We start from the raw sequence: 17,084 nt of genomic DNA on the forward strand, positions 1-17,084 counted from the left end.
GTAAGAGGACAAGCACATGAACGACGCACCCAAAACCACCAATAAACCGCAAATCATAATTTATAGCACCAGTTGGTGTGGTTTTTGCCGAAGCGAACGCCAATACTTAACCGAAAAGAATATTCCCTTTGTGTCTAAAGATATCGAACAAGACCCGGAAGCCTACCATGAATTAATGCACAAAACTGGCGGCCAATACGTTGGCGTACCGATGACCGATATTGGTGGCGATATGATTTTAGGTTTCGACCGCGCGGCGATTAACCAGGCCATCGAGAGGCACGGGATTCAGCCGCTTGCTGCCGCCTAAGCTCCACCTTCACCCTGAATAAACCGCCTCGTCCGCGACAGGCGGTTTTTTTGTTTTTACTATTGTGGACCAGGTGAGCTATTCTTTATTATGCATACGGACGCCCAAGCAGGAAGGCAGCATTATGACAATGCCGCGAATGATCATAACTTTTCGCCATGGCTATTTTGAACTGAACCAGCGGTCAAAGCTTACAGGTGAAGAGGCACTTCAAGCAGTCGAAGCGGGTATTCCGCTTGATGCCGATACAACGATGGGACTTTTGGACGAAGGCAAAAAGCAAGCCCATGCGCTCCGCGAAGTCCTACGGCACTACAAGATCAATGCTTGCCTGTATTCGCCCACTCGCCGCACCGAAGAGACGGCCAAGGTTGCGCTTGGTGGGCAGCGCCTAAGCCATTTTACCCCTGAACCGGCCCTTCTCGAGCGTAATCGCGGAATTTTCCGCTACGCGCCCGACGAGTGGGCGCGCGCCCACCCGGATTACAAGCGAGGCAAGGAATCTGCCTGGCGGTGGCGGCCGCCCGGTGGCGAATCTTGGTGGGATATCCGTCATCATGTGACAGTGGTACTGCAGCAGTGCCGCACACTTGCGCCAAACCGTATCATTGCTCTATCGACTCATGCCGAAAAAATGGGCCTGATCCGGGCAATACTCCTGGAGATGGACGACAAGCGCCTGTGGCAACCCCTGGTGCCAAATCATAATGACATTCCGGCACTCAAACGATCGAACTGGATTGGGAATGGCCAGGCAGATTTCTTCGCTTTTTGCGACCCGGATGATCCCGCATCTCTGGTAACGGAACGGCCGCAATACTTCCGCAGTGTCGGCACAGCCAAACCAAATGCTTTCGACACTGGTTGGGTTGTAGTAGGATAAGCGCTTTCCCTCGGCTTCAAGATAGCCACTTGAAGCCGAGGGTATATTTATTTGACTACAAAAATAAAGGCGCTTCCCGAAAAGAGAGATCAAGAGACCTCCTTTTCGGGAAGCGCATCGAACACCCTACGGCCGTTCGGACTGCTTTGTCGGCATACGTCCGCTCAGCTGCTGCCAGGTAGCGCGCAGCAACTTTCGCTTCGCCATCACCACCAGCACCGCGAGCGCCGCCAGCACGGGCAGAGAAGACTTCTTCAGTCCACGCCTTGGCGTCACCTGCCTCTGAGCAAAGGACAACGGCAACTTCACGCGCCGCAACTTATTCGGCTTACAATGCCGCATGAAACTCCTCCTTGGTAGCACTGGTCGTTTTATTATAGCCATCTCTGGCTCGCTGGACAATAGCCAAAAAACAGGTAATGATAGTGAAAGACAATTGTTACCTGAAGTCAGTCTTTAGCTCGCTGGAAGAAGGGTAAAGACAGTGAAACGATTGTACTACATTAGCGGCGGAAGTGAAGCATCATTAGAAGAGTGTGGCAGGGTCCTTATTGAAGCGGGCTACGTGCTTGAGGGGACGCTCGGTTTTTACAGAAATGATGCGGAAACGGGTGAGTGGGAAATCACTGCCTACCTCACGCTTAAAGAGTATAAGGCAGTTGAAACTGCCCGCATTCTATCGGTCGCTATAACCCCGGTGTAGGATCAAGTTTGATGCTTGTAGTGCTACCTTTGATAGCAACAAGATTACACTTCCCAAAAACAGCCCTACTTTTTGGTGGGGCTGATTAATTTATTCTCGAAACCCGGGTTGATGGATCACCTCCCGTGCTATAATTTTTTACTGTTGTTCCCGCTACGAAAGGTGCAGTATGAGTGACTAGCAGCTTTACCACTTTTTCGGCAATGGCAAGCAGACTCTGGAGGCGGCTTACGAGTCGCTCGATCGAGAGCTGGACAAGCTCCCGGACAATCTCGACCAGTTCGACGCAGGTAGCCGTGCTGACGGGCTTATCACCCCTCCGAGGCCTTCTAATGGATTCTGGGAGGCGGCGCTTCGACTCTCGGCGGAGCAAGCTAAGAAGCTCAGCGAGGTGAAGGGCGTCACTGTTCGTTGCGTCTGAGCCGTAACGCTTGACCCTACTGCCAATTAAGCAAATGTGCTTAATTGGCAGTAGGCTTTTTTATTGGCTCTCAAAACAAGAATAGAAGCTATGGCCGGTAACTAAATGGAAACCGCCTGCCTCTGAATCACTGGGAATCAGAAGCAGGCGGAAGGACTGGGCTTTAGAAGAAGCCGCCCCGGTGATCGGGATGGCCTACGCGGTAAAGCCTAAGGGTACCGCCGTTGCCCCTCGCTTGAGGGACATTATCGAGTCCTAGCGCTCGCCACAGGGCATTAACCTTATTGCTAAACAGATTGGAACGATAGAGGCCAAGCTGTTCTCGTACTTTATCGAGTTCAACTAGATCAGAAACCTGTTCAACAACGACATTTCCATGATCGGTACTAATCATTGTAGGCGGGGTTTCGTAGTGCCTCACACTAAGATCATACGCCATGCCAATATCTTGTCTCCTGCCCTCGGTCACAAGCTCATACACATAAAGTTCTTTTCTCGCGACAACATACACCGCCTTCGTGCGGATCAGCACGTTTCATTCACCCTCTCGTAACAGTCGCGTTTACTAAAGCCCCTTGCACTCGCGAATTCGCAAGTACTACTATAATAAATAAGTTAATAAATATTGTACAATTTTATGGAGTAGAACTGGGCTATTGAGCAAGCCTTCAACTAGTGTATTCTGACATATTTAGAAATTCCGCCTAAAAATGCTAAACTATACGATGCCTGCATAATTGCAGCTATTCGATTCCCGAGGAACTGGAGTTGTAATGAAAGACGTTCTTTTTGTCCTCGGTGCAGACGATCCGGAGATGCGGGAGATTGAACGCATCCTCAATAACGCGGCTCTACCTTACGTGTACGCCAAGGCTGAGGGTAGGCGCTGCCATCCAGGCAATGCTTACGAAGCGAGGAATCAGCTTAGTTCAGCCGCAGATGTGGTGTTCGTTGAGTGTAAGGTCGTGGGCGTAACGCCAGTGAAAACTATTGACCATCATAACGAGGGCGATCCAGGCTACGGGCTCGGGCCAACCCACTACTTGAAGGCATCCTCACTAGGACAATTGATCGGTTTCTTGCAGGAACTGGGCCATAAGATTACCATCACGCAGGATATGCGTGTATTGGCGGCCATGGATCATTGTCGCCAGGCGGCTATCCTAGGCAAATGTCCTGGTGTAAGCGCTAAAGAGGTAATCTCCCGTCGCGTAACAGAAATCGCTGCAGCAGCCGACAAGGAGGTGCGAGAAGTACAAAGTCTAATCGATAGTTACCGAGGTATTTTGGCAAAGCAGGAGAATCAACCTTTTGGTGATAGTACAGTGATTGACCTTACCGAAGCATATCTTGGAGAGGGGTACAGTCTAAAGCTCCTTTCAGCTCAAACCGCGCTTGATATCGCAGGGGTTGCTGCCTTGCTGCGTCATGCCGACAAGCCAGGAGGCCCTGAGAAGATCACTCTTTCTGGGCACGTTAGTCCAAAAATGGTACAACATTTTCTAAAGGTCTACGCCCCAGAAAAGGGACTAAAGAAGACTTATGGCGTGCCGGCCAGAGGATATGCCGGCGGTTATCTTAGCTAGATAGAGCAGAAACTGGCAGGTAGGAGAGAGATACTTAACTCTCCTACTTGCCAGTAATAATATTAAAGTATAGAAATAAAATAGATTGCTAGACGGTAGAAGCTCCTTGCCGCAAAGTATAGATATCAAACTTTATTTATCTGCCGTTAGCTCAACCACCTCACCACCCAAAGCTTCGCGAAAATAACCATCATGACTGACATATAAAATAGCACCGCTATACTTTTTTAAAGCTTCTTCAAGTTCTTCGATACTTGGCAGATCGAGGTGATTGGTTGGTTCGTCGAGGATCAGCAGCTGCGGGTCGTTGGCGAGCATCGAAATTAGCTGAAAGCGCGCTTTTTGACCGCCACTCAGCCGGGAGATAGGTGTTTTGGCGTCGCCAATTGGGTCAAACAGGTAGTCGCTCATCAGCTGCATGACTTTTTCGCGCCCGACACTTAAACCTTTATCTAGATACAGTCGTTCAATCGCATCAAACAACGGGAGCTCAAAATAGGTGGTGCCGACTTCTTGCTCGTACACGCCAATGCGCGCCTGCGAATCGAGTGAAATTTCGCCAGAGAATCTGTGAATTTTAGATGTCGTAACTGATTCTTCACCAGCAATACCACCGAGTAGCGCCTTGATTAAAGTTGTTTTGCCAGCGCCATTACGCCCGCGAAGCTCGAGCGCCTCGCCCTCTCGAAGGTCAATGTTTATCGCTTTAAACAGCGGTTTGTCGTAGCCCAAACTAAGCCCTTTTGCTTGTATCAGCACGTGTTTACTACGCGAGGCTTCAGATTTAAGCGCCATGCGAATATTCTTGCTTTTGAACTTTTCGTACCTGGCGGTTGCCTTGTAATTGAGTTCTTCAACCGAGTTTTTATCAATCCAAAAGGTTGGCTTTTCGATTTTCTCAAGCTCAGCTAATTCTTCCCGCGATTTCATTTCTAGCCGCTTAAATTTTTGGATGGTACCGGGGTTGCGTGATTTCTCTTTTAGGCGCTGGTAGTCAATGATTTTAGCTTTTAGATTCACTTTTCGGCGTTCGATTTGCTCAAAATCGTTCATTTGGCTTGAGGTTTGAGTGGCGTTCTGCTTTAAATAAGCGTCGTAGTTACCGGGGTAGCTTATGTTGCCACCGTCTTTTATTTCGATGATTCGGTCGACTTCGTGCAGTACATCGCGGTCGTGAGTAATCACCAGCACTGCTTCGCGGGCGGTTTTGAGCCAATCAATAAACTGGGCTTTTGCCACGTAGTCCATGTGGTTGGTGGGCTCGTCAACCAGCGCCAGGTGGGCGTTTGAGTGCATAATCTTGACCACTTCGACCAACCGTTTCTGCCCACCAGACAGCGACATAAAAGGCGAGTGGGCCACCCCTGGTAGCTGGAAGTTATCGAGCTCGCGCGTAATTTGTTCTTCAATTTGGTAATACCCGAGGTCATCAAATCGCTGTAGGGCTTCGGTGTACTCGCTAATTTTTTTCATGTCTTCGCCCATGGTAACAGGATAGGTTTCGAGAATATGAGACAGGCGAGCGTATTCGGGTAGGCCATGAAGAACATACTGCAAAACGGTTTGGGTTTCGGTGCCGTGGTGTTCCTGGCGAGTCGCCACCACCACCGTCCCACGACGATAAATAATTTCACCGCTAAAATCGGTATCTGTGCCGGCCAAGATTCCGAACAAGGTAGACTTGCCAACGCCGTTTCTGCCCACAATACCCACCTTTTCGCCATCATCAATAGAGAACCGGACGTTGGTCAGGAGGGTTTTGGCATTAAAACTTTTCTCGGTAACAGAGATATCGGCAATCATGGCTTGGTTAAGTATAGCAAATTACCCACCCGAAACGAACAGTCGCTTCGGGTGGGTAATGGATGTTCCTCCACCATTCAAAAGTTCACGACTTGCTTCGAAATGCTACGTCGGTTCTAAATTCGAAGGAAATTACCGAATGGCGCAGATGTAACCCTCATGGGCACCGAAGCCCCGAACAATTTCCCATTCTAGGCCGTTAATAATAACGAGCGCCAGACGAGCGCCACTCCGATAAGTAGTCATCCTCTCCGACACGGAAAGCCTTGCTTGTTTAGCCTTGGTTAACCACATCTCCAGCAACTGCTGGTATGGGACGCCCGCCAGGTACCTGGTGAGCACCGTTTCAGGCCTTACTTCATCTTTCCTGAGCGATCGATATGACACTCGATCAGATCGAAGCACCTCAACCACAAAGAGTTCGCGGTTAAACTTTAGGACATTTGGCGACTGATGAATCGTCTTGCCAACTACGAACGTCGTATACTCGACAGGTCCTTGCGTCCTTAAGATTTCTACCACCTTTTTGACCGGGTCTTCGCTCGGCTTGATCGTAACACTGCCGATAGTCACAGGTTAACCTTTCGAGGTTGTGGCCTTTTGGCGTGCAGGCCTTAGACAGAATAGCAGGCGTAGTCTTCTAGGGCAAGAAGATAATTAGCCACTATAGTCGTACTAATTTTGCCACGTAAGCTCTAGTGTTGCTTTTCGCAAATTATAACTACGATTTTTCTTTACGTAAGAAACCCCTTGAGGTCATTCTTTTTTCAGTCATCACAAGCTACACTATTAAGTATGGCCTTCGAGGACTACCAAGAAAAAGACAGTATCACCCTTGCGTACACCGGCAACAGCAAAGGCAAAACCAGCGCTAGCTTAGGGCTCATGGTGCGAGCACTCGGTAATGACTGGCGCGTCGCCTATATTCAGTTTATTAAAAGCTGGCAGGTGAGTGAGCACGCTTTTATTGAGAAGATTATGCCTATTTTTGAAACCCAATTAACTTTTTATAAAGGTGGCAAAGGGTTTTTTAACGCAGGCGAGCTAAGCGAACAAGCAGTCAGCGACGAAGACCACGCTGCTGCGGCCAAAGCAACTTTTTCGTTCGCGCTTGAGTGCGCTACCAGCGGCGATTACGATTTAGTAATTTGCGATGAAATCAATAACGCTGTGTACGATGGGCTTTTGAGCGAGGAGGATTTACAAACGCTGCTCACAACACGAGCGCCAAAAACCAGCCTCTGCGTCACCGGGCGGCACTTTCCTGAAGAATTATTGCCACTGGTTGACATTGCCACCAACATGACCAAGCTCAAGCACCACTTTGACGATAAATTCCTCGCGAAAAAAGGAATAGATTTTTAATGCCAACATTTCTTGACCCACAAAAGCTACGAGACCCCACAGCAGGCGCCCGGTACCTTCTGGGAGCAGTTATTGAACGCCGGCTCGATGACGGCACTATTTTAAAAGGCCGAATTGCAGAAACCGAAAGCTACCACCAAAGCGACCCGGCCAGCCATACCTACCGCGGCCCAAGCGCCCGCAACGCTGCCATGTTTGGCCCGCCTGGACACGCCTATATTTACTTCACCTACGGCGTGCACTGGTGCTTTAATGTGACTGCTGGAGTAGAAGGTGAGGGGGCCGGGGTGCTAATTCGAGCCATTGAGCCGCTGGCTGGCATTGAACGCATGCGCGAATTCCGGAAAGGCGCGCCCGATGCGCAGCTTACCAATGGCCCAGGTAAGTTGGCCCAGGCGCTGGCAATCGATAAAATGCTTTACGGCCACGACTTGCGCCAGCCACCCTTGCAGGTGTATGATGCTGGCAATGTAAAAGCTTCGAGCATTACCACCGCTACCCGCATCGGCATACGCCTAGCGGCCGATGAGCTGCTGCGTTTTTACATCACCGATTCACCTTATGTCTCGAAGAAATAACCCGAAGAAATTACTGTGGGCCAGTGTAGGACTATTCGCCTTAATTGTTAGTTATCTTTCACCCCAAGTCACTTCACTAGTTACCACCGGCGCACCCGCACCCGAGCCCGGCTACTACAAAGTAGTCGATTTTGCCGATGGCGATACCATCACCGTTGACATGAATGGCAAGCGCGAAAAGGTCCGTCTGATTGGCGTTGATACCCCAGAAAAACAACACCCAGATAAGCCAAAACAGTGCTACAGCCACCAAGCCTCCGAGTTTACTAAGCAACGAATAACCGCCCAGGGCGGCGTGGTACGGCTCGTAGCCGACCCAACCAACGACCCGCGCGACCGCTATAACCGATTATTGCGCTATGTGTACTTAAAAGATAACACCTTACTCAATAAGGAGCTCATCGCCACCGGCCACGGCTTTGAGTACACTCTTTTCCCATTTCAAAAAAAGGACGAATTTATTACTACTCAAGCCGCCGCAAAAAGTGCAAAAAAAGGACTGTGGGGTGCTTGCACAACAACCAAAGATGGCAAAACATGGCGCACGCAACCGATGTCACAATCAAATAATTAGTTGATTATTAGGCTGTAAAAAAATGTGCCGCCGCAACCGCCTGAAGGTAGCGTGCTCGCAACTCTTCTGATACGCGAACCGTTTTACTCACTTCTACATGGGCAAAAGCAGTGCCATCTGCCTCGGCCGCAGCACCTTGAACGTTATCCATGCCTTTCATAATGGTGGCGGTGTTATCCCAGTTTCGCGCTATCCGGAAACCGGCTGCTTCAAGAGCATCTGCCAAGCGCTTAATAGCTTCAGAATTTTTGGCATCACCACTTGAAATAATAATGTCGTGCTCAGGGTCGGTTTCGTCGCTAAAGCCGTGCTGCTGAAACTGCGGGATGCCCCGCTTAGTGAACGCCATCGCCACCTGGTGAAATAGCGAGCCAGGCTGATGGGCGACATCGCGCGGATTGGTAAAGGAAACGTCCGTGCGATGTGTCCCTGAAATCAGCAGCAAGATACCGGGGTAAGCGCGCCAAATTTCAAGGGCAAGCTTCTCTGAATACGTATCGAAGACAATGTGCGGTGCCTCTACTAAGCCGCGGATGGGGCGGGGAGCGGCTGTAAACGTGGTGTCAATTACATAAGCTCCCCAAGCCCGTTCGGTGCCATATTCGTTGTAAACCAGAGTGAAGGGCCGATTGGTTTTTGTATCCACCGCGACGTGAGTGGTAAATCCTAACTCAGCCATAACTGGCGATTCAGTATCGCCGCGAATCAGCGCCCACAAACCGCCTATAAATGCGGCAGCTTCTTCCGGTGTGGGCTCGCGGTAGGGCTGCCGTGCTTTAATGTGGCGTGAAAATTCTGTCAGCCAGTCGTCGAGATGAAACGTTTGGGTGGTCATGCTGAACGGATAAACTCCTCAATTGCTTCGGCGGCTTTTTCGGGCGCCTCGTAATGCACTAGATGCCCTACGCCGTCGAGTATCATCAGGCGGGCGTTGGGCAATTTTTCTTTTAAAATTTTTTGATGTTGAGCTGGAGCAATGTCGTCCAGTTCGCCAGCAATCAGCAGGGTAGGGGTCACAATGCTATGGGCATGATCAGCGACGTTCTTGCTGGTTGAAGCTTGGTAGGATTCAAGCACCACGCGCCGACTAGCAAATGAACTAAAATATGACAAATGGTTACTGTGCGACCGCGCTCGCAAGGCTTTGTCGCGGCTTTTAGTAAGGACTGCGCTCATAGCTAACACGATGCTTTTATTACGTAATAAGGCTTTCCCCGCGTGTTCTGGTAGTTTCCCGCCCAGCCAATAGTAAAGATTGGTCAATTTGGCGAGTGCCGTTTTTTTACCTTTAAGCGGCGGCGAAGCAATGGGGTTAATGAGAATTAACTTATCCAGCGCTTCAGGGTAGGTGGCGGCAAATTCCGCGGCAATAATTGAACCAAACGAGTGGCCAAGTAAAATCGGCGGCATGGGCAGTGCAAGCTTTTCAATGAATTCTTTTAAAAACGCGACGTAATTTTCAACGTTATGCTCGCGAGTCATGAATGGCCCGGATGCACCAAACCCGGGCAGATCCGGAATTATAACCCGTACGTACGGTAACGCCCGCGTAATATACTCGAGGCCATGATGATCACCACGAAAACCATGTACCATCACTATTGTGGGGCGCGATTCGTGATGGTAGCGCCAGTATTTAACGGTGGCGTCTTGCACCTGCAAGTAATGAGCAGTCGCTGGTTTCATAATTTAAGCTAGCACCGCTTGGTGCTTTTGTAGCAGCTCGTTGTAGACTGCTTCGTAACGAGTAATTGTGTGCTCAAGATCGTGCGTTTTGGCAATGGCCATACTGGCTTTTGAAAATTTCTTTCGGAGCTCTGGATCTTTTAAGATGATGGCCAGTTTTTTGGCAATTTGTTCGTCATCGTCGGTGCGGCAAAGATAGCCATTCTCGCCATCGTGGCACAGCTCGTAGAGCGCTCCGGCATCTACGGCCACTAGTGGCTGGCCAGACGCCATGGCCTCGAGCGCCGCAATGCACTGCAGCTCGGCTGGCGAAGGCACGCAGAACACCGTGCCTACGCGGTGCAGTAGCACCAAATCTTCATCGCTCACGCGGCCAGTAAAGGTAACTTTATTAGCAATGCCTAATTCAATAGCCAACGCTTCAAGATTTTCGAGGTCGTTGCCGCTGCCTACTACCAAAAGGTGCGCGTCGATCGACTTAAACACTCGGGCGGCGGCACGCAGTAGCACGTGTAAGTGTTTTTCACCATCGAGACGGCCGATGTAGCTAATTAGCGGCTTGTCTTGCGGTAACCCAAAGCGGGTGTAAACATCTTTTGGCACCTTACCGGGCTTAAAGCGACTGAGGTCGATGCCATTCGAGATAGCCACAATTGGCACGCCCATTTCTTCGGTTTTATCGCCAAACATTTTAATAGCGGCCATGGTCGGCAGTGTTACATAATCGGCGCTGCTATGAAAACGTCCGCCGTATTCAGTCAAAAGATAACTGATTGGTTTGGCGAACGGGGCAAGTAGTTTTAGGTTGTCGAGCAGGTTATCAGGAATGGCGTGGTTGGTAGCTACTACCGGGATATTGAGGCGTTTACCGATCATCAAGGCAGCGCGGCCAATCCCTAAGATTCCCTGTACATGGATAACATCCGGTTGGATTTCTTCGATAATTTTCTTAACTTCGCGCTGCGGCGAAACTGAGATGCGGAAATTTTGGTAAAACGGGAAGGGCAGCGAGGTAGTTCGGCGAACAATATGATTTCTATCAACTTCTTCGTAGCGCTTACCCGTTTGTGATGGGGCAATGACCGTCACGTCGTGTCCGTGAGCAGCGAGTCCGTGAGCTAGGTTTCGGCTGAAAGTAGCAACGCCATTTATAGTAGGCCAGTGTAAGTCGGCAGCAATAACGATTTTCATAGTGTCATTATACACTGTTCAGGTCTTTCGTTAAGGAAATAGCCCCGATGCGCTGCAAATTCACGCCTAAAGTAATCGGCCACTCCCACGAGTTTATGTGTGGGAGTGGCCGTGATCACACCAGAGCCGGGAGCGGGCTCGAGGTGGTGATGGTGTTCAGGATCTCTGCAAGTAGGGGCCGGAACTGTTCGTTCGCAAAACCATCCACCAAGAATCGTGGCGGCTGGTTGTCGTCGGCTTCGCCCAGATCGATCTCTCCCCAACGGTCCTCTTCGTGCGGCAAGTGCGGTACATGCGCAATGCCAACTGGCGAAACAGTGTAGTGACCAATTCGGTCGTGACCGTCACGCGAATAGCGCAAGTGATGCATGGGGACGTCACGCAGCAGTTGGTCCATAAACACTGCCGGATGAATATCGTGCAAATGAGCAGGAATCGACGGCGTTCGGCCTCCCCACATCACCGGCCACGCCTGACGGTACATCGCCGTTAGTTCTTGGGCAGCACTTGAGTCCGAGAGGGCGGCAATTTCATCCGCGCCGCCAAAAGCCAACTCGGGTGCCTTCGTCACATCGGTTGGAATGAAGTAAAAAGGCCCGGCATAGTGCAGCAGCACATCGCGCGCTGCCGCCGGATCTGCCAACGCATTGAACTGACGGCGACCACCAGCCAGTACCTTGACATCAGGATTGATGCCAAACATGCCAAGCTGTGCTACCGCCACGCCGAGCTTGTGCATCAGCATCGGGTGCCGCATTAGGTAGGCAACATCGGTGAGCGGGCCGCCGCAAATGACATGGATCGTTTCGTCGAACGACGCCAGGTAGACGACCGCGTCGGTAATGTCACCCTTCAGCTCGTGGCCAGCATGCGAATCGTCAAACACATCCGTGACGCGTTCGTGAATGTGCAGGTCGTGAGGCACCGTTGAATAAGGCGCCAAGCCGCCAGAAAAAACTGGCACACGCTCGCCGCCATGACGCATGAGAATGCCCTTAGCGTGCAGGGCGTTATCGCGCCGAACGGCTCGCGAAGCATGCGGGTTAAGCTCGTACGGCTTGGCTTTAGGCACGGTCGAAACCGGCCGACCGGTCATGATTACCGCAACCAGCTCGTAGCACATCGTCGCCGATAGTGCTGCCAGTAGTGCGGCGTAGTTGTCGGGGTCGGGTCCGTCAATGACCAAAACAACCTTGGATTTTTTCAATGTTCCTCCCTAAAATAGGATCCTGCATCATGTATTACACCATATAACTTGTAGAAATCCAAATGGATTTTAGAATATTGAATGAAAGCGACCAACCAATTTATGCTAGGATATTGGCATGCGTATTTGCATTGTTAATGACTATTCAATCGAGCATATTGGCGGCGCGGTGTCTTCAATGTTTGAGCAAAAAAAGGCACTTGAAGCGGCCGGACACAGCGTCACTATTCTGCAACTTGGGAACCGACCTAAATCAACCGTTTTTGACCTTAACGGCGTGATTTTTATTGAGCCGAGCTTTACGCTGCCGCGAAGTTTATATGATTTACCGATGTTACTGTCTACCCCTGAAAATCTTGAGAAACTTCGCGCCATACTAAAAGAACAGCGGCCTGATGTAATTCATTTGCAATCCGAAATGAGCTTGGCACGAATGACCCAGCGACTAGCAAAAGAACTGGGAGTCCCTAGCGTTTACACCGTGCATACTTTTTTCTGGCAATATAAAGGTATTGTAAAAGCACCAACCGCCTGGTTTCTCCGCAATGCGCTCGAGCTGGTCTTTCGACAGCCACTGCATCTAGGGACGCCAGAAGGTAATGTTGTAGAAAAAACCTTAAAAGATATTACGCTTTCTGCTGCCGAAGCCGCCCAAGCGGTGATTTCGCCCTCTGCTCACCAGCGCGACACCATGCTGCGGGCAGGGCTACGAACACCGTGCTACGTGGTATCTAACCCGTTTGCTTCAAGCGGCAGCGTGCCCGCTACGCCTGTGAGCAATAACCCTCAAGCCTTACGGATACTGTGGATAGGCCGCTGTGAGCCAGAAAAACGGCCGCTCGAATTTATTGAAGCCATCAAACTCGCAAGCACCCACACCAAGGCGCCCTTTACCGTTGATTTTATCGGGGAAGGCAGCCTGCTGGACGACATGAAACAACGCGCCACAATGCAAGGCGTCACTTTTCATGGCAAGAAAACCCACACCGACACCGTCGCGCTTATCGATACCGCCGATATAACCGTCCTGTCGTCGTACCACTTCGACAATCAACCAATGACGGTCGTTGAAAGCATTACGCGCTTTCGGCCGGTGCTGTACTGCGACGAGCTATTGAGCGATGAAATTGGCAAGGCAGGATACCGCAGCGACGGCCCATCGCCTGAGGCCATGGCAAAAGCAATTGTTGCGCTAGCTGAAGATCGCCGCAAGGTGGTCGAGCTTTCGCGACACGCCCAAAAACAAGCCCAGTTATTCAGCCGCGAACATTTTGCGCAAAAAATGAGCCAGATTTACGGCTCAATACGCTTATGAGATAGTTGTGCCAATCGTTTCGCCACGAACCGCCCGGGCAATATTGCCCTGAGTCAACAGATCAAAAATTATCACCGGCTGGTCTTGTTCCATAGCCAGACCAAGCGCGGCTTTATCCATCACTTTAATGTCTTCGTTTTCAACAGCTTGCTGAAAGGTGAGCGACGGGTACTTTTCAGCCTCCGGAAACTTTGCTGGGTCCTGGCTGTAGACGCCATCAACCTTAGTGGCTTTTAAAATCACGTCGCAATCGAGCTCAAGCGCCAAGCTCACCGCTGCGGTATCGGTGGTAAGGTATGGCCGGCCAATGCCGCCAGCCACAATCACCACGCGGTGCTTATTTAAGTGGCTGATTGCCCGGCGGTGAGTAAATTGGTCGGCAACTTGGCTGGCCTCAATATTAGTGAGCGCCCGAGCCGGCACGCCAGTATATTCAAACACGTCGGCTAGCGCCAAGGCGTTCATCATGGTACCCAGCATGCCAATATTATCAGCCGTCACTCGTTCGATGCCGTGGCCCACCAATTGCGCGCCACGGGCGTAATTGCCGCCACCCACCATAATTACCACTTGTACATCATCACGCAGCACCGGCCGCAATTCATTTGCAATCCAGGCAGCGCGCTCGGCGTCAAAACCACCAGAAAACTTGCCCTGTAATTGTTCGCCCGAAAGCTTTAGAAGAATACGTTTATACATGGCCTCAGTATACCCCATAAAAACCCGATTCATTAAAACGCGCCAAAAAGATTGCCAAGGATAATCCTTGGCAAAATGCGCCGTTACGCTTGTCCGTACCTTTCGATAAACACCGTGTATGCTGGATCATTCGTCACGCTATTAGGCACATCCTCCTTATTGAGAACTTCGTAGAAGGACACACCGGGCGGTACGTTAGATCGCAGGCGTTCTTCAAAGGCATCGGCAGTTTCCAGGTCCAAAACAAAGACATAGCAATCTGGCCCCTCATCAAAAATCAGCTGGCTGGCTTTACTGCCAAGTATATTATTTATACCACGAAGAATTTCAGAGACCTCTCGCTTAGGAAGCTCGTTCAACTTAAAACGAAAAATCTGCACCAGCCGCTCCTTGTCTTTTGCTTGAACCTTCTTACTATACGATATGGGTTCGATAAGTGGAAGTCGGCAGATAAGCGAAGATCAGGTATAATTGTGTGGATGATAAAAAAGAAAAAGTCCTCGCCCGGCGCCATTCTAAACCGCCGCGCCCGGTTTGACTACCAGCTCGGCGATGAATTATCGGCCGGCATCGAGCTCACCGGCCCCGAAGTACGTGCCGCCCGCGACGGCCACGTACAGCTTAAAGGCGCCTTTATATCGGTGAAGGGTGGAGAATTGTGGCTGTCAAACGCCAGCTTTAGCGTAAAGCCAGCGCTGCTGAAATCTGGCGAACAACGAACCGTTGATACCCGCCCACGTCGACTGCTTTTACACCGCAAACAAATTGATGAATTAATTGACCGCCGGCAATCCGGCTTTAGCATCGTACCCTTACGGCTATTAACGAGTAGCCGGTTTATTAAAGTAGTGATTTCGCTTGGAAAAGGGAAGAAAAATTACGACAAGCGCGAAACCATTAAACGCCGTGATCAAGAGCGGGAGGCAAAGCGGGAGATCAAGCTGAAATAGCAATTTAGATTAGACATGTTTTGATCAGCAGATTGTTGACATTTTATGTATTTTATAGTATATTATTTGTGATGCGAGCGCTCATGCCGGCACCCGTTGCCCATGTAGACGCTCGTCGTTATTTAACATTGTTTCACTCTATACCAAGAAGGTGGTCATGACCGCAACGATTCACCCCGTTCAGTCGCACACACTGACTTTGCCGTGGGTCACCAAAGTGACTCAAGGTTTTGTCTACTGCGATGAAATGCGCGAGGCGGTATCGCTGGCCCTTGTGGCTGGCGTTAACTTGATCTTCAGCGGAGACGGCGGGCACGCCAAGTCCGAATTTCTCGATGCCGTTTTCCGCTCCATTAAGGGCCAAGAGACGTACATCAAGAGCTTCGGTCAAGGCACAAGCGCCGAAGACCTGTTCGGTGGTCTCGACCTTGACGCAATCAACCGCGCCGTCGGTGCCACCATGCAGTACAAGCACGAGTTCAGTTTCCTGAACCATTACATCGCTATTTTCGAGGAACTGTTTGACGCTCCCCCGCGAGTGCTGGCTTACCTCAAGGATACACTGACGGCAAAGGAGCTGCGCAACGGTCACCAGCGTGTCAAAATGAAGACCCGCGTGATCGCTGCCGCCACCAACCACTCTCCCCAGGAGATTGCCGAAGCTGGACGGGATATCGAGGCGCTGATCCAGCGCTTCCCAATCCAGCTCGAGGTAAAGTGGCCAGCGTATGGCAAGGATAACTTCATGGAACTCTTTGCGGCCGTGTTCGGTCGCGAAGAGGTAGAGTCTGGCGTCACGTGGTCGGATGTCGAGACGCTGCAACGACAGGCAAAGGCGACGAAGGTGAGTGTCGGCATCCAACGCATGACGGCTCAGATCGTAGAGGAGCTGATCAGGGACAAGGCAAGAATCTCCCCGCGTACAGCAGTAGTAGCAGTGCAGCTTGCGCAAGCCGCCGCGACGATCAACGGACGAAATCGTGTCGTACCGGCAGACCTCAAGGCAATGGCCTACCTGCCGGGCATTTTTCACCTGCGCAAGCGGATTAACCAGCTCATCAATGAGTTCGCCGCTTCCATCGAAGCAGAAGAGAAGCTCGACCAGGCCGAGCTGGATCTGACCAACCTTGTCACTAAGTTCAAGAGGGCGACCGATGGCGCGGAACTTCAGAGGATTTCCACAGAGGCAAATCGCATTGCTGAACGCATTCACGCGGTGGCCGTTCCGGAGACGTTGCTCGATCGACGACGTCACCTGTACGATTCCGCTCACTCGCTAGTCGGTGAGGCGGGCGACAACCAGACGCGCATCGAGCTCAACAAGCTTGAGGCGGACCTACTGGAACTACAGTACAAGCTCGGGGATGGCAAGTCCATTCCTGAGTACGAGCAGATCAGCAGTGAAGCTCGCGCCATCCTCGAAGATGCTTCGAACCTGCCGACCTACGGCATGCACACCGAAGCCCAGGCTGAGAGGATCGTTAGCGACGCTCAATCCCTGCTGTGGCTCGCCGAAGAAGAACTGCAAAAGGCTCGCCAAAAGGCGAGCACCGACGAGAACAGCCGGCGCCTGAAGGAGCTGGCCCCGCAAGTCGAAAAAATTGGCAAGCGGCTCAGTCGTTCCATTTCCGAGGCAGAAAAGCGGCAGCTTTTGGGAGAACTCGTTGTCATTCGACTCGAAATCTCACACATGTTGCGCCACCCCAGCTTGAATGCAAGTCAAGACGCCATCCTGAGCAAGATCATGGTCATCCAGCGCAATAACCGCTAGGGGGAATTCATGCGCTACACGCAAGATCCCGCGCACTTCATA

20 protein-coding genes are annotated in these 17,084 nt (G+C 51.0%); 10 read left to right on the top strand and 10 right to left on the bottom strand.

The window, feature by feature from the left end:
* The first annotated feature begins 16 nt into the window (after positions 1 to 16).
* Positions 17 to 310 (top strand): glutaredoxin domain-containing protein, encoded by a 294-nt coding sequence (locus VD907_03965; protein ID HYG84010.1) that lies wholly within the window; start codon positions 17 to 19, stop codon positions 308 to 310.
* Between the two features lie 124 nt (positions 311 to 434).
* Positions 435 to 1,193 (top strand): histidine phosphatase family protein, encoded by a 759-nt coding sequence (locus tag VD907_03970; protein HYG84011.1) that lies wholly within the window; start codon positions 435 to 437, stop codon positions 1,191 to 1,193.
* Between the two features lie 126 nt (positions 1,194 to 1,319).
* Here the strand turns inward: VD907_03970 and VD907_03975 are convergent, their stop codons facing one another.
* Positions 1,320 to 1,535: a hypothetical protein gene (locus VD907_03975; protein ID HYG84012.1), complete on the bottom strand. Its 216-nt coding sequence runs from the start codon at positions 1,533 to 1,535 to the stop codon at positions 1,320 to 1,322.
* Between the two features lie 142 nt (positions 1,536 to 1,677).
* Between VD907_03975 and VD907_03980 the strand changes: the two genes are divergently transcribed.
* Entirely contained in the window at positions 1,678 to 1,896 is a 219-nt protein-coding gene (locus tag VD907_03980; protein ID HYG84013.1) for a hypothetical protein, read from the top strand.
* Positions 1,897 to 2,480: 584 nt separating this feature from the next.
* On the opposite strand, the gene VD907_03985 is transcribed toward VD907_03980, so the two are convergent.
* Entirely contained in the window at positions 2,481 to 2,849 is a 369-nt protein-coding gene (locus VD907_03985; GenBank protein ID HYG84014.1) for a hypothetical protein, read from the bottom strand.
* 241 nt (positions 2,850 to 3,090) lie between these two features.
* Between VD907_03985 and VD907_03990 the strand changes: the two genes are divergently transcribed.
* Positions 3,091 to 3,903, top strand: a complete 813-nt coding sequence (locus tag VD907_03990; GenBank protein ID HYG84015.1) for a hypothetical protein — start codon at positions 3,091 to 3,093, stop codon at positions 3,901 to 3,903.
* 132 nt (positions 3,904 to 4,035) lie between these two features.
* On the opposite strand, the gene VD907_03995 is transcribed toward VD907_03990, so the two are convergent.
* Both VD907_03995 and VD907_04000 read right to left on the bottom strand, forming a co-directional pair.
* A complete protein-coding gene (locus VD907_03995; protein HYG84016.1) occupies positions 4,036 to 5,706 on the bottom strand; it encodes an ABC-F family ATP-binding cassette domain-containing protein in 1,671 nt (556 codons plus the stop codon).
* A gap of 132 nt (positions 5,707 to 5,838) precedes the next feature.
* Complete coding sequence (locus VD907_04000) at positions 5,839 to 6,279, bottom strand: hypothetical protein (protein ID HYG84017.1); 441 nt, start codon at positions 6,277 to 6,279, stop codon at positions 5,839 to 5,841.
* A 222-nt stretch (positions 6,280 to 6,501) separates the two neighbouring features.
* Between VD907_04000 and VD907_04005 the strand changes: the two genes are divergently transcribed.
* From VD907_04005 to VD907_04015, 3 genes are read left to right on the top strand one after another with little or no spacing between them, the layout of a single operon-like run.
* Positions 6,502 to 7,071, top strand: coding sequence for a cob(I)yrinic acid a,c-diamide adenosyltransferase (locus VD907_04005; protein ID HYG84018.1), 570 nt, complete (start codon positions 6,502 to 6,504; stop codon positions 7,069 to 7,071).
* The gene (locus VD907_04010; protein ID HYG84019.1) at positions 7,071 to 7,649 is read left to right on the top strand and encodes a DNA-3-methyladenine glycosylase; all 579 of its coding nucleotides are present in this window, start codon (positions 7,071 to 7,073) and stop codon (positions 7,647 to 7,649) included. The genes VD907_04005 and VD907_04010 overlap by 1 nt, the downstream gene beginning before the upstream one ends.
* The gene (locus VD907_04015) at positions 7,633 to 8,223 is read left to right on the top strand and encodes a thermonuclease family protein (GenBank protein HYG84020.1); all 591 of its coding nucleotides are present in this window, start codon (positions 7,633 to 7,635) and stop codon (positions 8,221 to 8,223) included. Before VD907_04010 ends, VD907_04015 begins: the two co-directional genes overlap by 17 nt.
* Positions 8,224 to 8,230: 7 nt before the next feature.
* Here the strand turns inward: VD907_04015 and VD907_04020 are convergent, their stop codons facing one another.
* The 4 genes from VD907_04020 to VD907_04035 form a co-directional block, all read right to left on the bottom strand.
* A complete protein-coding gene (locus VD907_04020) occupies positions 8,231 to 9,058 on the bottom strand; it encodes a hypothetical protein (GenBank protein HYG84021.1) in 828 nt (275 codons plus the stop codon).
* On the bottom strand, positions 9,055 to 9,909 hold the full coding sequence (locus VD907_04025; GenBank protein ID HYG84022.1) for an alpha/beta hydrolase: 855 nt from the start codon (positions 9,907 to 9,909) through the stop codon (positions 9,055 to 9,057). The genes VD907_04020 and VD907_04025 overlap by 4 nt, the downstream gene beginning before the upstream one ends.
* 3 nt (positions 9,910 to 9,912) lie before the next feature.
* Positions 9,913 to 11,100 (bottom strand): glycosyltransferase, encoded by a 1,188-nt coding sequence (locus VD907_04030; protein HYG84023.1) that lies wholly within the window; start codon positions 11,098 to 11,100, stop codon positions 9,913 to 9,915.
* Positions 11,101 to 11,215: 115 nt separating this feature from the next.
* Complete coding sequence (locus VD907_04035) at positions 11,216 to 12,307, bottom strand: nucleoside hydrolase (GenBank protein HYG84024.1); 1,092 nt, start codon at positions 12,305 to 12,307, stop codon at positions 11,216 to 11,218.
* Positions 12,308 to 12,425: 118 nt separating this feature from the next.
* Here VD907_04035 and VD907_04040 point away from each other — a divergent pair, with 118 nt between their 5' ends.
* Positions 12,426 to 13,622, top strand: coding sequence for a glycosyltransferase family 4 protein (locus tag VD907_04040; protein HYG84025.1), 1,197 nt, complete (start codon positions 12,426 to 12,428; stop codon positions 13,620 to 13,622).
* Here the strand turns inward: VD907_04040 and pyrH are convergent.
* Complete coding sequence (gene pyrH, locus VD907_04045) at positions 13,617 to 14,321, bottom strand: UMP kinase (protein HYG84026.1); 705 nt, start codon at positions 14,319 to 14,321, stop codon at positions 13,617 to 13,619. The two genes, VD907_04040 and pyrH, sit on opposite strands and share 6 nt — an antisense overlap.
* Before the next feature lie 83 nt (positions 14,322 to 14,404).
* The gene (locus VD907_04050) at positions 14,405 to 14,701 is read right to left on the bottom strand and encodes a hypothetical protein (protein HYG84027.1); all 297 of its coding nucleotides are present in this window, start codon (positions 14,699 to 14,701) and stop codon (positions 14,405 to 14,407) included.
* Positions 14,702 to 14,800: 99 nt separating this feature from the next.
* Here VD907_04050 and smpB point away from each other — a divergent pair, with 99 nt between their 5' ends.
* Positions 14,801 to 15,271 (top strand): SsrA-binding protein SmpB, encoded by a 471-nt coding sequence (gene smpB / locus VD907_04055; GenBank protein ID HYG84028.1) that lies wholly within the window; start codon positions 14,801 to 14,803, stop codon positions 15,269 to 15,271.
* A 157-nt stretch (positions 15,272 to 15,428) separates the two neighbouring features.
* Positions 15,429 to 17,042, top strand: a complete 1,614-nt coding sequence (locus VD907_04060; protein ID HYG84029.1) for an AAA family ATPase — start codon at positions 15,429 to 15,431, stop codon at positions 17,040 to 17,042.
* Positions 17,043 to 17,084: the final 42 nt, after the last annotated feature.

This window comes from Verrucomicrobiia bacterium (assembly GCA_035629335.1).
Lineage (GTDB): Bacteria > Patescibacteriota > Saccharimonadia > Saccharimonadales > Saccharimonadaceae > DASUUR01.

Excerpts from the sequence above, each read along its gene's own strand:
- VD907_04005 (HYG84018.1), top strand. The coding sequence starts at position 6,502 with ATGGCCTTCGAGGACTACCAAGAAAAAGACAGTATCACCCTTGCGTAC.
- VD907_04015 (HYG84020.1), top strand. The coding sequence starts at position 7,633 with ATGTCTCGAAGAAATAACCCGAAGAAATTACTGTGGGCCAGTGTAGGA.
- VD907_03975 (HYG84012.1), bottom strand. The coding sequence starts at position 1,535 with ATGCGGCATTGTAAGCCGAATAAGTTGCGGCGCGTGAAGTTGCCGTTG.
- VD907_04025 (HYG84022.1), bottom strand. The coding sequence starts at position 9,909 with ATGAAACCAGCGACTGCTCATTACTTGCAGGTGCAAGACGCCACCGTT.
- VD907_04010 (HYG84019.1), top strand. The coding sequence starts at position 7,071 with ATGCCAACATTTCTTGACCCACAAAAGCTACGAGACCCCACAGCAGGC.
- VD907_03995 (HYG84016.1), bottom strand. The coding sequence starts at position 5,706 with ATGATTGCCGATATCTCTGTTACCGAGAAAAGTTTTAATGCCAAAACC.
- VD907_04020 (HYG84021.1), bottom strand. The coding sequence starts at position 9,058 with ATGACCACCCAAACGTTTCATCTCGACGACTGGCTGACAGAATTTTCA.
- VD907_03970 (HYG84011.1), top strand. The coding sequence starts at position 435 with ATGACAATGCCGCGAATGATCATAACTTTTCGCCATGGCTATTTTGAA.
- VD907_04040 (HYG84025.1), top strand. The coding sequence starts at position 12,426 with ATGCGTATTTGCATTGTTAATGACTATTCAATCGAGCATATTGGCGGC.
- VD907_03990 (HYG84015.1), top strand. The coding sequence starts at position 3,091 with ATGAAAGACGTTCTTTTTGTCCTCGGTGCAGACGATCCGGAGATGCGG.
- VD907_03965 (HYG84010.1), top strand. The coding sequence starts at position 17 with ATGAACGACGCACCCAAAACCACCAATAAACCGCAAATCATAATTTAT.
- VD907_04030 (HYG84023.1), bottom strand. The coding sequence starts at position 11,100 with ATGAAAATCGTTATTGCTGCCGACTTACACTGGCCTACTATAAATGGC.
- smpB (HYG84028.1), top strand. The coding sequence starts at position 14,801 with ATGATAAAAAAGAAAAAGTCCTCGCCCGGCGCCATTCTAAACCGCCGC.
- pyrH (HYG84026.1), bottom strand. The coding sequence starts at position 14,321 with ATGTATAAACGTATTCTTCTAAAGCTTTCGGGCGAACAATTACAGGGC.
- VD907_04060 (HYG84029.1), top strand. The coding sequence starts at position 15,429 with ATGACCGCAACGATTCACCCCGTTCAGTCGCACACACTGACTTTGCCG.